The following is a 14,035-nucleotide window of genomic DNA, read 5'->3' as shown; positions in this document are numbered from 1 at the left end:
TCTACCTCCGCTCGAGCTTCGCCGCACGATCGAGCACCTTGATCAACGGCTTCGGCGCCAGGAACGCTCGTGCCAGCCCTTGAGCGGTGAAGCCGTCTGCACCGACCAACCTGGCCTTCGCTCCGGCACTCAGCATTGCACTGGCGCCAGCCACCGCGTCGTCCACAGAGACCGGGTGTGGGTTCGACCGATTCGGTCGCACGGGGAGAGAACGTCGTACGAGCAGTCGGAGCGGAGTCTCTCCAGCCACGGCAGAGTTGAGCAGAGCCGCATCGGCACGAATTGCTGATTGGATGTCGATGAGGGACCCATGCGTAGCGGCCTCGAACACGACGGATACGCCCGCCTCATCATCCTCGAACACCCGATCCTGCTGCAGCATGGTGATGAGCCCGGCGGGTGCGTCCCCCAAGATCCGGGCATAGCTCAGTGGGGTCGCACCAAGGTCGTTGACATGGCACGGATCAGCGCCGGCGTCGAGCAAGACGGCGACCGGATCAAGTCCGCCGTCGCCTGAGTTCGTCACTGCGAGCTGCAGCGGCGTCGTCCCCCAACGGTCCGGCGAGTCCACCTCCACCCCGAGGTCCAGGAGTGCTCGCATCGCATGCACCGCACCGGTCTGAGCCGCGAAGTGGAGGGGCGTGAGGGCGTCGGCATTGGCGCGTGATGCTGAAGACACTTCGAAGCCTTCCGACGCGATCCTCGTGATCGCCTGCGGATCGTCCGCGATGATCGCATCCCAGAACGCAGAACTGTCCATCGCTGTGCTCATCGGATGATGTTATCCAGGACGTCCACGCCACCCGACTGCAAGCCCAGCTGGTCGGGCCTGCGCTTCTTCCGAGCAGTCTCACGTCTGATGAGATGAGACTGCCGTCGCCCCCTCGCACTCGCGGGAGACTGAGAAATCGATCCGTTCGACGGGTGACCGTCTCGAGCGCATCGCCCAAGCAATGCAGGAGCCCCGCTACTCGCGCGGCTGAGGCAGGCGCGTCATTCCGCCGAGATGTACCGCGCGGGAACGAGCAAGGCCAGGGTCACCCGGCCGTGGCCCTCCGTGAACTCCACGCCCTCCCGGTGCGCGCGAGCTGCATCGATTCGCAACAGGACGGGAGCGGTGGACTTGCGCCGCCCAGCCTGCATAGCCAACTCGCGATCGGTCGTCAGATGCGCGTACTGGCGCCCCATCGGTAAGAGCCCTTCGCGCAGGATCGACTCAGCCGCAGCGGGGGAAGTTGCATGCCAGAGCACCGGCTGCGGAACGATCGACGGCTTCACCATGCGCTCGTCCGTCGAGTGCCCGTACTGAGCACGGATCCGGTCGCTTTCGACGGCGAAGCGCTGCTTGTCGGACTCGGCGACCACGCGGCGCAGATCTTCCAACGATGCCTGAATGCCCGACCGATCCAAAGCGTCGGCAAGATCTGCGAGCGGGACACTCCCGTCAGCGCCGAGTTCCAGCCCGTACGCACCCGGTTCGTGCCGCAACGCGTGCGACATCGCCTTGCTGATCGACGTGTCCCTACGAGGCATGTCTCAGTCCTCTTCCTGCTCCGCGAGCCACGCTGCTCGATGCTCCTCCATCTCCTCCCACCAGACGTCGAAGGACGTCCACTGCCCCCGGTACTCCGTCCCAGGTGAAGCAAACGTATGGATGATCAGCACGGGAGGGTCGCCCGAATGGTCGCCACCGTAAAAGCAGAACACATCGTCTGTGTCCTGGTGCTTTGCGAAGGGTACGAGGGAACGGGTCGGATACTGCTTCGCGACGATTTCAGCCCAAAAGTACAAGTCGTCTTCATACTTAACAAGCCACGACCATGGTTCGACCGCCGGCAGATCATCAGCGGCGACCAGGTGCAGGAAGCGATTCGGGAAGAGGAAGAACTCTGGCTGGATCAGCCGGATAACGACCAGGCGTTCGTCGACGGTGAGGTGACGAAGAGCTCTCATCCTGCACCCCCTTGCGAGACGGAATGTGTCGTCGTAGCTGTAGGGTTCGCCGGTAAGTCGGTCGGTCTTGTTTGCAGGAGACGGACTTCTGCGAGAACCGAACGGCCCCGGGTTCCACGATGGCCCCAATACACCTTTGAATCACTCATGGCCCCTCCCAGAGGTCCTCGTTCGGGCAGCCGGGCGGCTCATCCGTCCTGCTGGCCGTCGACGAGGTCGACTGGATAGTACGGCGACGACCGCAACACGGAGTCGTCGAGCCCGCGCGCCACGACGAGCCCAGCCGCCTCCCAAGCCCAGTACCCGAAGTACGTTTCAAAGCTATCCCCCTGCACTGCCTTCAGCGCTGGGGCCCACCAAATGAACGAGATGTTCTTCTGCCAGGCTTGCACGTACCTGTTCAGCGCAGAAATGGCGCGATCCGGCGTCCCGGTCGCGGCCGTATCGAGGTTCTGGAACAGCCGCTTGTGCCACACGGAGTCCCGCACCGGTTCGACCCCCAACAGTGTCCCGAGCACTGGGTCAGCGCCTCCAGCAGCAGCAACGATCTCGATCAACCGATCCGTCAACGCCGAATTGACGCCGATGCACCGCGCCACCGACGCCAACCACAGTGCGTAGTAGTACGGCGGCTTGTCGTTGAACGTCAGCGCTTCTAGCGGGGAGCCACCGTCAGGCACGGCAGCGTAGCGGTTCCAGTTCTCCCAGATAGTGACGACCGACTCGAGATCATCCGCGAGGAGTGACGTCGGAAAGCCCGCCGAGTACCGCGCGCCCAACAGAAAGAGCGCGTTGTCGAAGCTCGCGGTCGTTCGAATAATCCCAGCTCGCACGTCGTCGGCCCGGAACACATGACTGAACGGGCGAAACCCCTCGACGCCGCGCGTCAAGACTTCTATCGCATCGGTCCAGTAGGCCGCACTCACTCGGCTGTCGCGTGGAGTCATGTCTTTTAGCGTAAACGTGCCGCCGCATCGAGCAGTTGCGGTATGCACGAGCCGTCCGGACTGATCTTGATGACTGCGCGCTCGAGCGTCTCATCCGCTCGAGCCGGAACTGGCTTCACCGAGACCGACTGATGACCCGCTGGCCCCGTTCCTCTATTTGTGATTCAACCGATGTGTTCGTTTGAAGAGTGAAACAGGCACTGCCGTCTTTTGGTACAACAAAGGGGCCATTTCCAGCTAGGCTAAACAACGGGTTTTGTGTCTCGTAATACTCTCGGCTGTTGTAAAGAACGATCCACCAATCGTCGGTCTCGATCCATCCCCTATCCCAAATAAGGTCTTCGTCAGCGCGCACTTCCTTCGCAAATTCATCCTGAGCATCTTTGAGAGTTCGCATACACCATCACCGTGTCTTGAGTAGGAAGAGTTGATCGAAGTTCTCCAACTTGGCAAACGTTCCTGACTGTCCGTCGAGGAACACAACACCATTCCGATCGTGAACAACGTTGAACACGTGGCCGACTGGATTGGTACCCGCCCTGGTCCCGAATACAACGCCACGAGCCCCCTCGCCAGCGGACTCGAGCCTAGCCACGATCGAATCGTACGACCGCACCGGTTGGAAGTCTCGGATGGACTTGCCGAAGTGCTCAGCGACGTCGGCGACGCTCGCGCCTCGCGTGAAGACGGGCATTGCCGAGACGGCTTTCCCATCGAGCACATGCTCTGTCGCGATGACACACCTCGTGCAGTTCATGCTGAACCCGTCCACACCCCGGGCGAGCCGCTCCGCGTTGACCATCTTCAGTGGTCCGTACTCCCGCTCGAAGACTGAGCGGAGAACTTGCGGGTCTGCGGAGTCAGCATGAATCGCCCGACGGAGACCGCGAGGAACGCTGGTTGCGAGGTCGCGGACCATCGGCACACCGGCATTCAGAGAACGGACTGCCCTGGTGCCGGACGTGACATCCCCGGCCGCGGTCAGCATCCCCGTGAACTTTGCCGTGCGGGCTCCTGCCGACAAGGCACCAGCGGCCGGCACGCAATCAATGAGGGAGAACGCGAGGTCCCACCCGTCGGCTTCACCCTTGCTCATCTTGTACAACGTGTCCGCCAACACCACGAGCGCGATCGCCGCGATGATCAACGTCCACGGCCCCGGGATGATCATCGCGATGATCCCACCCACCGCCACAACGACCTTCGCCACCGACACGATGGTCTCCCACGCCTCGGACCCGAAGATCTTGTCCCACGTGGACTGCTTCCCGAGGCCCGCGTCGGCAGCTTCACCGATCTTCGTCGCGGTCCGCTGCTCCGCGTCCTGCCAATCACTCTTCGCATCCGCCACGAGCCGCTTCGCCGCATCGATCCGCGACTGCGCCGCCGAGATGTCCCCCTGCGCCGACGACACCGACCCCTGCGCGACGGAAGCGTTGTCGGACGCTGCCCGCAACTGCGCCGGCGAGGGAACATCCACCCCGTCCGGCACGTCGGAACCCGCCGGGTACTTGTCGGCGACCTTCGACAGGTCCTTCGACGCGGACTCGTAGTGCGACAGCGTCGACTGCGCATCCGCCAACCGGTCCTGCGCCGCGGCGAGGTCCCCGGTGGCGTCCTTCGCGTCCGCCAACGCACCATCGGCCCGGTACTGGGTGTCATCGACCGTGTCAGCCCACCCCGACAACGCCGTCGCGGCGAGTTCGTACGAATCGACGAGCTTGGTCAGGTCCGACGGGGTGTCCTCGATCGCGTCGACGAACACATCCGCGGCCTCACCCTCCCAGTCGGTCAGCCACCCGGAGCCCTTCACCGACTTCAGCCGGGTCGAGGCGTCATCGGCCGCGTCGGAGATGCGCTGGTACTCCCGCGCCATCATCCGCAACGTCGACGGATCCCCCTTGACCGGGTCATCACCCTGATCGACAACGTCCCACCCCGACGGTCGCCCCATCATTCCTCCCCAGGTCCGATCTCTCGCGCCGTTGTCCACAAGCGCGCGAGTGTGACCATATCAGGGGGCAGCGACGGGGACGAGTTCCACCGACCGATGTCGACCCGTCAGAGGGCCGCGCGGACCGACTCGAGGTCCGGGAAACCGCCGAGCCGGTAGCGCGTCGGGCGGACCTCGAGTTCCTCGATCAACCCGGACGCCAGCTCCCGCAGCCGACCGAACGGCACGGGCTGCGTCTGCCCGTCGAGAGTCACGAGCACGATCGTGTCGACCGCGGCGACGACGGTCTCGACGTCCTCGGTCCACGACGAGTACGAGAAGGCCGGGTCGTCCTCGGCGAGCCGGGCGACCGAGACCGCACCGACGTGGACGTCCTCGCCCCGCCGGTCGAACGACTCCTGCAGGGCGTCCTGCTGCAGGTTCGCGGCGGTCGCCGTCCAGAGCGCGCGGATCGTCCGGAGCTCGCCGTCGAGTGACGGGTGCTCGAACCGGACCCACCCGTCACCGCGCAGCACCATGGGCGGTCCGCTCAGGACCTCGCCCTCGTCGTCAGCCAGGATCTGCTGGGCGACACCGGCCGCGACCTGGAGCCCGTCCTCGTCCTGGTCGCCGGTGACGATGAACGTCGTCGGCGCGACCGGGAAGACCACTGCGCTGCCGCGGAACTCGATCCCCTGGAACGCCTGCGGTGCGAGCACGAGCACCACGGCGAGGTCGGGGTCCTGGATGACGATCGTGCCCGGCTGGATCACCGCGACGTCGCCTCCGGCCTGCTCCTGCGCGGCGGCGACGGCTGCACGCAGGACGTCGTCGTCCGCCCAGCCCATCTCGGCGAGCGCCGGCGCGGTGAGGATCGCACCGTCCTCGTCCGCCAGGATCACGCCGAGGTCGGGCGCCACCGGCACGACGTGCGGCAGCCGGTCGGCCGTGCCGTCCGCCTCCGCGTGCAGCGTGCGGATGCCCGCGGTGTCCAGTCCGACGATCCGTGCCGTTGTCGCAGTCATGCGTCGAGCCTACGCAAGGGCTCGTGCAACGGGGCGCCGCCGGAAGACCGGCGACGCCCCGAAGCGGCGGACGATCGTCCGGCCTAGAACCACTTCTCCGCACGGTGGTCCGCCTGGATGCGGCGGATCGTGTTCGAGCGCGAGCGGAGCACGAGCGAGTCGGTGTGGATGACGCCGCGCGAACGACGCACGCCGTCGACCAGGACGCCGTCGGTGACGCCGGTGGCGACGAAGAACGTGTTGTCACCCGTGACCAGGTCGTCCTGGTCGAGGACCTTGTCCAGGTCGTGGCCGGCGGCGATGGCGCGCTCGCGCTCCTCGTCGTCCTTCGGCTGGAGCTTGCCGAGGATCACGCCGCCGAGCGCCTTGATCGCGCACGCCGTGATGATGCCCTCGGGGGTGCCGCCGACACCGACGCACATGTCGATCGTCGAGCCGGGCAGGGCGGCGGCGATGCCACCGGCGACGTCACCGTCGAGCAGCAGTCGCGTGCCGGCACCGGTCGCGCGGATGGCGCGGATCAGCTCGTCGTGGCGCGGACGGTCGAGCACGGCGACGACCATGTCCTCGAGGTCCTTGCCCTTGGCCTTCGCCAGGGCGCGGATGTTGTCACCGATCGGCTTCTCGAGGTCCAGGACACCGCGACCCTCGGGGCCGGCGGCGATCTTGTCCATGTAGAAGACAGCGGAAGGGTCGTACATCGAGCCACGGTCCGAGACGGCCATGACGGAGATGGCGTTCTGGCGGCCTGCGGCGGTGAGCGAGGTGCCGTCGATCGGGTCGACCGCGATGTCGCAGGCCGGGCCGTGACCGTTGCCGACGTGCTCGCCGTTGTAGAGCATCGGGGCGTTGTCCTTCTCGCCCTCGCCGATGACGACGACGCCGTCGAAGTTCACCGTGCCGAGGAACTTGCGCATCGCGTCGACCGCGGCGCCGTCGGCGAGGTTCTTCTCACCACGCCCGACCCACGGCTGCGCACGGATCGCGGCGGCCTCCGTCGCACGCACGAGCTCGAGCGCGAGGTTGCGGTCGGGCTGGAGGAACAGGGAGCCGGTCTCAGTCGTGGGAGTCACGACCCGAGCCTACCGACCGGCGGCCGACCCACGGTCCGGACACCGGGCCCGTGCACGCATGTGCACGCCGGACGTGAGCCGACCGCGTAACCCGGACCGCGCCTCCAGAGCTTCTGACTACGATCGGCGGGGACATCACCGAAGTCGAAGGAGATCCACGTGCCCATCGCAACGCCGGAACAGTACGCCGAGATGATCGAACGCGCGAAGGCGGGCAAGTTCGCGTACCCCGCGGTCAACGTCTCCTCCTCGCAGACCATCAACGCGGTCCTCCAGGGCCTGCAGGAAGCCGGTTCCGACGGCATCCTCCAGGTCACGACGGGCGGTGCCGACTACTTCGCCGGCCACACCATCAAGAACCGCGCAGCGGGTGCCCTCGCGATGGCGAAGTTCGCCCACGAGGTCGCCAAGAACTACGACATCACGGTCGCGCTGCACACCGACCACTGCCCGAAGGACGCCCTCGACGGCTTCGTCCTGCCGCTCATCGCGGCGAGCGAGGAAGAGGTCCGGCAGGGTCGCAACCCGATCTTCCAGTCGCACATGTGGGACGGTTCGGCCGTGCCGCTCGACGAGAACATCGAGATCGCGAAGACCATGATCGAGAAGACGCGGAACATCAACGCGATCCTCGAGGTCGAGATCGGCGTCGTCGGCGGCGAAGAGGACGGCGTCCAGCACGAGGGCACGAACGACGCGCTCTACACGACCCCGAATGACGTCGAGAAGGTCGTCGACGCGCTCGGCCTGGGCGACAAGGGCCGCTGGATCGCGGCGCTCACCTTCGGCAACGTGCACGGCGTCTACAAGCCGGGCAACGTCAAGCTCCGTCCCGAGCTCCTCGGCGAGATCCAGGCGTCCGTCGCGGCGAAGCACGGCACCGGCGAGAACCCCCTCGACCTCGTCTTCCACGGCGGCTCCGGCTCGACCGACGACGAGATCCACGAGGCAGTCCGCAACGGCGTCATCAAGATGAACATCGACACGGACACGCAGTACGCGTTCACCCGCTCGATCGCGGACTCGATGTTCCGCAACTACGAGGGCGTCCTGAAGATCGACGGCGAGGTCGGCAACAAGAAGCAGTACGACCCCCGCGCCTGGGGCAAGGTCGCCGAGACCGCCATGGCGGCCCGCGTCGTCGAGGCCGCGAAGGTCCTCGGCTCGGCCGGTCACGCCAAGGGCTGAGCAGGTCCGTCCGGCCGGGTCCACCGGCCTGGAGGAACGGGGTGCGTCCGACGGACGCGCCCCGTTCTGCGTCGGGTCGCCTCCACCGCGTGCCACGATGGGCGGGTGACCGTCGACGCCATCGCCTCCGAGTTCGCCCAGTTCGTCACCGAGTCGCCCACCGCGTTCCACGCGGCGGCGGCGACCCGTGACCGTCTCGTCGCAGCCGGGTTCACCGAGCTGTCCGAGCTCGACGCCTGGCCGACCGAACCCGGTGCGTACGTGGTGGTCCGCGACGGCGCCGTCATCGCGTGGCGCCTGCCCGACGGTGCCGTCCCGACGACGCCGTTCCGGATCCTCGGCGCCCACACCGACTCCCCCGGCTTCCGCGTGAAGCCGAACCCCGGCGTGCGCACCGGGGGCTGGGAGCAGCTCAACGTCGAGGTCTACGGCGGCGCGCTCCTGTCGACCTGGTTCGACCGCGACCTGCGGATCGCCGGCCGGGTCGTCGACGCCGACGGCAGCGTGCGGCTCGTCAGCACCGACGCCGTCGCCCGCATCCCGAACCTCGCTATCCACCTCGACCGCGGGGTGAACGACGGCAAGGAGATCGACCGCCAGCGCCACACCCTGCCGATCGTCGGGGTCGACGGCGACGCCGGTGGGACCTCCGTCGTGGAGTGGCTGCTCGCCCGGCTCGGCGAGGGTGCCGTGTCGTGGGACCTGTTCCTCGCGGACACCCAGGCGCCGGCCCGGATCGGCATCGAGCGGGAGTTCCTGGCGTCCGGCCGGATGGACAACCTGACGAGCGTGCACGCCGGACTCCGGGGCATCGTCGACGCTCCGACCGACGGTGACCACATCCCGGTGTTCGCGGCGTTCGACCACGAGGAGATCGGGTCGTCGACGCCGTCCGGTGCCGGTGGTCCGTTCCTCGAGGACGTCCTCGGCCGTGTGCAGGAGGGCCTCGGCGCCACCCGCTCCGAAGCCGCCCGGGCGTTCCGTGGGTCGTGGCTGCTGTCGAGCGACGCCGGGCACCTGGTGCACCCGAACCAACCGGAGAAGCACGACCCGACGAACCGTCCGCGCCCCGGAGCCGGTCCGCTGCTGAAGATCAGCGCGAACCAGCGCTACATGACCGAGGCGAAGGGCGAGGCCGTCTGGGCCGCCGCGTGCGAGACCGCCGGTGTGCCGTGGCAGCCGTTCGTCAACGTGAACACGATCCCCGGCGGCTCGACGATCGGCCCGATCGCGGCGACCCGGCTCGGGATCCCGACGATCGACATCGGCGTCGGGCTGCTGTCGATGCATTCGATCCGGGAGCTCGTGCACGTCGACGACCTGGCTGCCCTGCACGGAGCGGTCGCGGCGTTCCTGGCCGGCTGACCTCCGGCTGGTGTCGGCTGGCTGAGGTGGTCACGACTCCCCGCGCGCGCAGGGCCGAAGGGTCACGAACTGTCGCTCGCGCCGGTGTCAGACGACACTTCGTGACCACTCGACGGCGGGTCCGCGGCGTGTTGCGACCACTCGGCGGTGGCTGCTGCGCTCGCCCGCGAGGCTGACGAAGCTCGCCGGAGGGACACCGGCACCGCGGCTGGCCGAGGGAGGGGCTGCCGAGAGGTCGCGACTCCCCGCACGCGCAGGGCCGAGGGGTCACGAACTGTCGATTGCGCCGGCGCCAGACGACACTTCGTGGCCACTCGACGGCGGGGCCGCGGCGTGTTGCGACCACTCGGCGCGCGAAGGCCGGCGCCGCGAGCAGCCCGGTGGCGCGAGCAGCCCGGCAGACAGGCGGTCAGGCGGTCAGGCGGTCAGGCGCCGGACTGTCGCAGCATGAAGTCGACGAAGGCCTGGTCCTGCATGACCACGACGACGAACGCGATCGTGCTGATCGCCGTGGCGACGACCGCGCCGACCAGCGGCACCCAGAACGTCCGCTTCCGTGCGCGGAGCCGACGGATGGACCACCAGGCGACCAGGGCGAAGACGACGACGTTGGTGATCGCGGCGATGGCGGCCGCCGTGCTCAGGGCACTCGGGTCGTCCAACGCCGTGTACTGGGTCTCGAGGGTGCGCCGCACGGTGGAGGCGACCTCGCCCACGGACAGGGACTGCACCACGGAGACGAGCCCGAAGGCGAGCAGCCCGACGGTGAGCACGAAGTCCGCCGGTGTGCGACCGAACCGGCTGCGGGCCATCGACCGCTGCGCCCCGGCAGGGACTGCACCGGAGCGAGCGTCCGCACCGGCGCGGTCGCCGCGGACGCCGTCGCTCGGAGCAGCGTCGCGCACGCCGGTGGCGGGGGCATGGTCCTGCCGCTCCCGTGCCTGGCGCTCCCGCTCCTGGCGTTCCTGCTCGACGAGGACCGGGTTCACCCAGCCCTCTGGTGCGTACTCGCCGTAGCCGGGGGCGGGACGGCCCTGGGGTCGACCGTTCGCGGGACCGGCGGCCGACGTCGCGGACGCACCCCGGGCCTCCTGGCCGGTACCAGCGCCGGCGTCGCCGTGGTTCGCCGGGTCGCGACGCGGGACCGAGGACCAGCCGTCCGACCCGCTCATGCCCGACGCCCGCCGAGCGCGCGCGTCGGGTTGCCCGAGGCGTCGGTGCGGAGCTCCTTGGGGAGCGAGAACATCAGGTCCTCGTGTGCGGTGACGACCTCTTCGACGGCGGCGTAGCCGGCGTCGGCGAGCTGTTCGAGCACCTCGGCCACGAGTTCTTCCGGCACGGACGCACCGCTGGTCACGCCGACCGTCTCGACGCCGTCGAGCCACTCCTGCTGGATCTCCTCCGCGTAGTCGACGCGGTGGGCGGCGCGGGCACCGTGCTCGAGCGCGACCTCGACCAGGCGGACGCTGTTCGACGAGTTCGCGGAGCCGACCACGATCACCAGGTCGGCACCGGGCGCGACCTTCTTGATCGCGACCTGGCGGTTCTGGGTGGCGTAGCAGATGTCGTCCGACGGGGGGTCCTGGATGGCCGGGAACTTCTCGCGCAGCAGCCGCACGGTCTCCATCGTCTCGTCGACGCTGAGCGTGGTCTGCGACAGCCAGACGAGGTTGTCCGGATCGGGGACCGACAGCGCGGCGACGTCGTCGGGACCGTTCACCAGGATCGTGCGGTCCGGGGCGTGCCCCATCGTTCCCTCGACCTCTTCGTGGCCGGCGTGGCCGATCAGGATGATGGTGCGCTCGGCCTTGGCGAACCGGGTGGCTTCGCGGTGGACCTTGGTGACGAGGGGGCAGGTGGCGTCGATGGCGTGCAGGTCGCGCTCGGCGGCACCCGCGACGACGGCCGGCGACACCCCGTGCGCGCTGAAGACGACGTGCGAGCCCCGGGGGACCTCGGCCACGTCGTCGACGAAGACGGCACCGCGCTGCTCGAGCGTCGACACCACGTGCACGTTGTGGACGATCTGCTTGCGGACGTAGACGGGCTCGCCGTACTGCTCCAACGCCTTCTCGACCGCGACGACTGCACGGTCCACCCCGGCGCAGTAACCACGGGGGGCTGCGAGCAGCACCTTCTTGGGGCCGGCGACCGGTTCGTCACGCAGTCGACCCCGTGCCGCGTGCACACGCGGCGGGGCGAGCGGGACCGTGTGGCCGTTGGTGATCGTCACGTCCCCGATGATAGGTGAGCGGCACGCACGCGACCTGGGCGCGCGGGGTGCCTGTGGAGAACACGACGTCCGTCGCCTGTCACCGGTCTCGGGCACGATGGACGTCCCAGCAGGACGAGGAGCGACATGGCTATCGAACAGGGCCCGCCGACGGCCGACAACCCGTGGCCGGTGGCGCTCCTCGGCGCGAAGCTCCGCGACTGGATCGATCGACTCGGCACCGCGTGGGTCGAGGGCGAGATCACGCAGTGGAACGTCGCCGGCGGCAACGTGTACGGCAAGCTCAAGGACGTCGAGGTCGACGCCACCGTGTCGTTCTCCATCTGGTCGAGCGTGCGCTCCCGGGTGCCGGCGGACATCAAGCAGGGCGACCGGGTCGTCGCCGCCCTCAAGCCGAACTACTGGGTCAAGGGCGGCTCGCTGACGATGCAGGTCGTCGAGATGAAGCACGTCGGGCTCGGTGACCTGCTCGAACGCCTCGAGCGCCTCCGCCGCACCCTCGCCGAGGAGGGGCTGTTCGACCCGTCCCGGAAGCGGCGTCTGCCGTTCCTGCCGCACCGCATCGGCCTCATCACCGGCAAGGACTCCGACGCCGAGAAGGACGTCAAGCGGAACGCGCAGCTGCGGTGGCCCCAGGTGGAGTTCCGCACCGTGCACACCGCGGTGCAGGGCGAACGGACCGTGGGCGAGGTCACGGCGGCGATCCTCGAGCTCGACGCCGACCCCGAGGTCGACGTCATCATCATCGCCCGCGGTGGCGGCGACTTCCAGAACCTGCTCGGCTTCAGCGACGAAGGGCTCGTCCGTGCGGCGGCCGCGGCGTCGACCCCGATCGTCTCGGCGATCGGCCACGAGGCCGACCGACCGATCCTCGACGAGGTCGCCGACCTGCGCGCCTCGACCCCGACGGACGCCGCCAAGCGGGTCGTGCCCGACGTCGCCGAGGAGCTCGCCAACGTCCGGGCGGCCCGCGCCCGGCTCGGGCTCCGGCTCTCGCACACGCTGTCGGTCGAGGCCGACCGGCTCGCCGCGCTGCGGTCGCGCCCGGCCCTGGCGTCGACCGCGTGGCTCGTCGACACCCGTGCGGAAGAGGTCGCCCGCGACCTGTCCCGCGCCCGCGAACTGCTCGACCGCCGACTGGAGCGCGGGCACTCCGAGGTCGGGCACCTGACCGCCCGGCTCCGGGCACTCTCGCCGCGGGACACCCTGCGCCGCGGGTACGCCATCGTGCAGCGGGCCGACGGCGGTGTCGTCCGCGGCACCGACGACCTGTCCGGAGCGACGCCGGTGCACGTCACGCTCGGTGCCGGCACGGCCACGGGCACGCTGGAGCCGGACGGCCCCGGCCCGGACGGCTCCTGACCACCACGGGTGTTCTCCACAGCCTGGGTCCGGGCGACGGATCGTCGGTGGACGCTCGGTAGGATCGACCCGTGCCATCCCAGCAGGAACCCGAGCAGACCGACGTCCAGTCGCTGAGCTACGAAGCGGCCCGCGACGAACTCGTGCGCGTCGTGAGCGAGCTCGAACAGGGCTCCGCGACCCTCGAGCGTTCGCTGGCGCTCTGGGAACGGGGCGAAGCCCTCGCCGCCCGGTGCGAAGAGTGGCTCGTCGGCGCCCGCGCACGGCTCGACGCGGCCCGTGCCGCCAGCGACGCCCAGGACGGCTCCGGCCGATGACCGACGCCGACGGCCGCCCGATCGTCGCCGAGCTCGGTCGCCCCGAGACGGCAGAGGAGACGTGGGCCCGCAAGGACGCCGCCCGGACCGCCCGCCGGCAGCACCAGACCGCGTTCAACCTGGTCATCGCGCTCATCGCCTCGCTCGGCATCGTGCTGTTCCTGGTGGCGGTCGTCGTCCGGCCCGACACCACGGTGGACCGCACCGTCGACTACCAGCAGATCGCGGCGAAGGCGAACGTCGACGACGTCACCCTGGTGGCGCCGCCGCTGCCCGACGGCTACAGCGCCAACCGCGCAGACTTCGCCAGCAAGACCACCGACGGCGTGGACGTCTGGACCGTCGGCTTCGTGACGCCGGACAAGCAGTACCTCGGTCTGCAGCAGGGCATCGACGCCAACGCCTCGTGGGTGTCGAACCAGCTCGACCAGCGCCCGTCCACCGGTGACCGCACCATCGGCGACACGGAGTGGACCGTCTACGACCGCCGCGCCGAGGGCACCGATGCCGGCAACCACGCGTACTCGCTCGTCTCGACGTTCGGCAAGAACACGATCGTGCTCTCCGGCACCGCCGACGACAAGGCGTTCCGGACCGTCGCGACCGCCGTCTCCCGAGAACTGACCGAGTAGACGACGA

General features: G+C 68.7%; 15 protein-coding genes. 5 read left to right on the top strand and 10 right to left on the bottom strand.

Going from position 1 to position 14,035, the window contains the following annotated elements; all coding sequences use genetic code 11:
* Nucleotide 1 precedes the first annotated feature (1 nt).
* The 8 genes from DEJ04_RS03720 to glpX form a co-directional block, all read right to left on the bottom strand.
* A complete protein-coding gene (locus DEJ04_RS03720; protein ID WP_111046287.1) occupies nucleotides 2–772 on the bottom strand; it encodes an ankyrin repeat domain-containing protein in 771 nt (256 codons plus the stop codon).
* 221 nt (nucleotides 773–993) lie between these two features.
* Nucleotides 994–1,533 (bottom strand): RNA 2'-phosphotransferase, encoded by a 540-nt coding sequence (locus DEJ04_RS03715; protein WP_111046286.1) that lies wholly within the window; start codon nucleotides 1,531–1,533, stop codon nucleotides 994–996.
* Between the two features lie 3 nt (nucleotides 1,534–1,536).
* Entirely contained in the window at nucleotides 1,537–1,953 is a 417-nt protein-coding gene (locus tag DEJ04_RS03710) for an SMI1/KNR4 family protein (protein ID WP_111046285.1), read from the bottom strand.
* Between the two features lie 188 nt (nucleotides 1,954–2,141).
* Entirely contained in the window at nucleotides 2,142–2,900 is a 759-nt protein-coding gene (locus DEJ04_RS03705) for a PoNe immunity protein domain-containing protein (protein WP_111046284.1), read from the bottom strand.
* Between the two features lie 115 nt (nucleotides 2,901–3,015).
* Entirely contained in the window at nucleotides 3,016–3,297 is a 282-nt protein-coding gene (locus tag DEJ04_RS18840) for a YrhB domain-containing protein (RefSeq protein WP_081612280.1), read from the bottom strand.
* A gap of 6 nt (nucleotides 3,298–3,303) precedes the next feature.
* On the bottom strand, nucleotides 3,304–4,893 hold the full coding sequence (locus DEJ04_RS03695; protein ID WP_146248636.1) for a toxin glutamine deamidase domain-containing protein: 1,590 nt from the start codon (nucleotides 4,891–4,893) through the stop codon (nucleotides 3,304–3,306).
* A gap of 68 nt (nucleotides 4,894–4,961) precedes the next feature.
* The gene (locus DEJ04_RS03690; RefSeq protein ID WP_111046282.1) at nucleotides 4,962–5,858 is read right to left on the bottom strand and encodes a hypothetical protein; all 897 of its coding nucleotides are present in this window, start codon (nucleotides 5,856–5,858) and stop codon (nucleotides 4,962–4,964) included.
* An 83-nt stretch (nucleotides 5,859–5,941) separates the two neighbouring features.
* Nucleotides 5,942–6,931: a class II fructose-bisphosphatase gene (glpX, locus tag DEJ04_RS03685; protein ID WP_017886722.1), complete on the bottom strand. Its 990-nt coding sequence runs from the start codon at nucleotides 6,929–6,931 to the stop codon at nucleotides 5,942–5,944.
* A gap of 159 nt (nucleotides 6,932–7,090) precedes the next feature.
* Here glpX and fbaA point away from each other — a divergent pair, with 159 nt between their 5' ends.
* A complete protein-coding gene (gene fbaA, locus DEJ04_RS03680; protein WP_017886723.1) occupies nucleotides 7,091–8,119 on the top strand; it encodes a class II fructose-bisphosphate aldolase in 1,029 nt (342 codons plus the stop codon).
* Between the two features lie 105 nt (nucleotides 8,120–8,224).
* The gene (locus tag DEJ04_RS03675; protein ID WP_071405751.1) at nucleotides 8,225–9,484 is read left to right on the top strand and encodes a M18 family aminopeptidase; all 1,260 of its coding nucleotides are present in this window, start codon (nucleotides 8,225–8,227) and stop codon (nucleotides 9,482–9,484) included.
* 425 nt (nucleotides 9,485–9,909) lie between these two features.
* On the opposite strand, the gene DEJ04_RS03670 is transcribed toward DEJ04_RS03675, so the two are convergent.
* Together DEJ04_RS03670 and DEJ04_RS03665 are read right to left on the bottom strand one after the other, a co-directional pair.
* On the bottom strand, nucleotides 9,910–10,656 hold the full coding sequence (locus tag DEJ04_RS03670; RefSeq protein WP_111046281.1) for a DUF6264 family protein: 747 nt from the start codon (nucleotides 10,654–10,656) through the stop codon (nucleotides 9,910–9,912).
* Complete coding sequence (locus tag DEJ04_RS03665; RefSeq protein ID WP_081827167.1) at nucleotides 10,653–11,717, bottom strand: 4-hydroxy-3-methylbut-2-enyl diphosphate reductase; 1,065 nt, start codon at nucleotides 11,715–11,717, stop codon at nucleotides 10,653–10,655. Before DEJ04_RS03665 ends, DEJ04_RS03670 begins: the two co-directional genes overlap by 4 nt.
* 126 nt (nucleotides 11,718–11,843) lie before the next feature.
* On the opposite strand from DEJ04_RS03665, the gene xseA reads away from it, so the two are divergent.
* The 3 genes from xseA to DEJ04_RS03650 all read left to right on the top strand — a co-directional run bounded on the left by xseA (nucleotide 11,844) and on the right by DEJ04_RS03650 (nucleotide 14,028).
* Complete coding sequence (gene xseA, locus DEJ04_RS03660) at nucleotides 11,844–13,079, top strand: exodeoxyribonuclease VII large subunit (RefSeq protein WP_071405753.1); 1,236 nt, start codon at nucleotides 11,844–11,846, stop codon at nucleotides 13,077–13,079.
* Between the two features lie 71 nt (nucleotides 13,080–13,150).
* Nucleotides 13,151–13,396 carry an exodeoxyribonuclease VII small subunit gene (locus tag DEJ04_RS03655; protein WP_017886728.1) on the top strand — a complete coding sequence of 82 codons (246 nt, stop codon included), beginning with the start codon at nucleotides 13,151–13,153 and terminating at the stop codon, nucleotides 13,394–13,396.
* Nucleotides 13,393–14,028, top strand: a complete 636-nt coding sequence (locus DEJ04_RS03650) for a DUF4245 domain-containing protein (protein ID WP_110864396.1) — start codon at nucleotides 13,393–13,395, stop codon at nucleotides 14,026–14,028. Before DEJ04_RS03655 ends, DEJ04_RS03650 begins: the two co-directional genes overlap by 4 nt.
* The last annotated feature ends 7 nt before the right edge of the window (nucleotides 14,029–14,035 follow it).

Origin of the sequence: Curtobacterium sp. MCLR17_044 (genome assembly GCF_003234435.1) — a bacterium.
Taxonomy (GTDB): domain Bacteria; phylum Actinomycetota; class Actinomycetes; order Actinomycetales; family Microbacteriaceae; genus Curtobacterium; species Curtobacterium flaccumfaciens.
The sequence above is the reverse complement of the archived record's forward strand: the minus strand, read 5'-3'. Positions and strand labels throughout refer to the sequence as shown.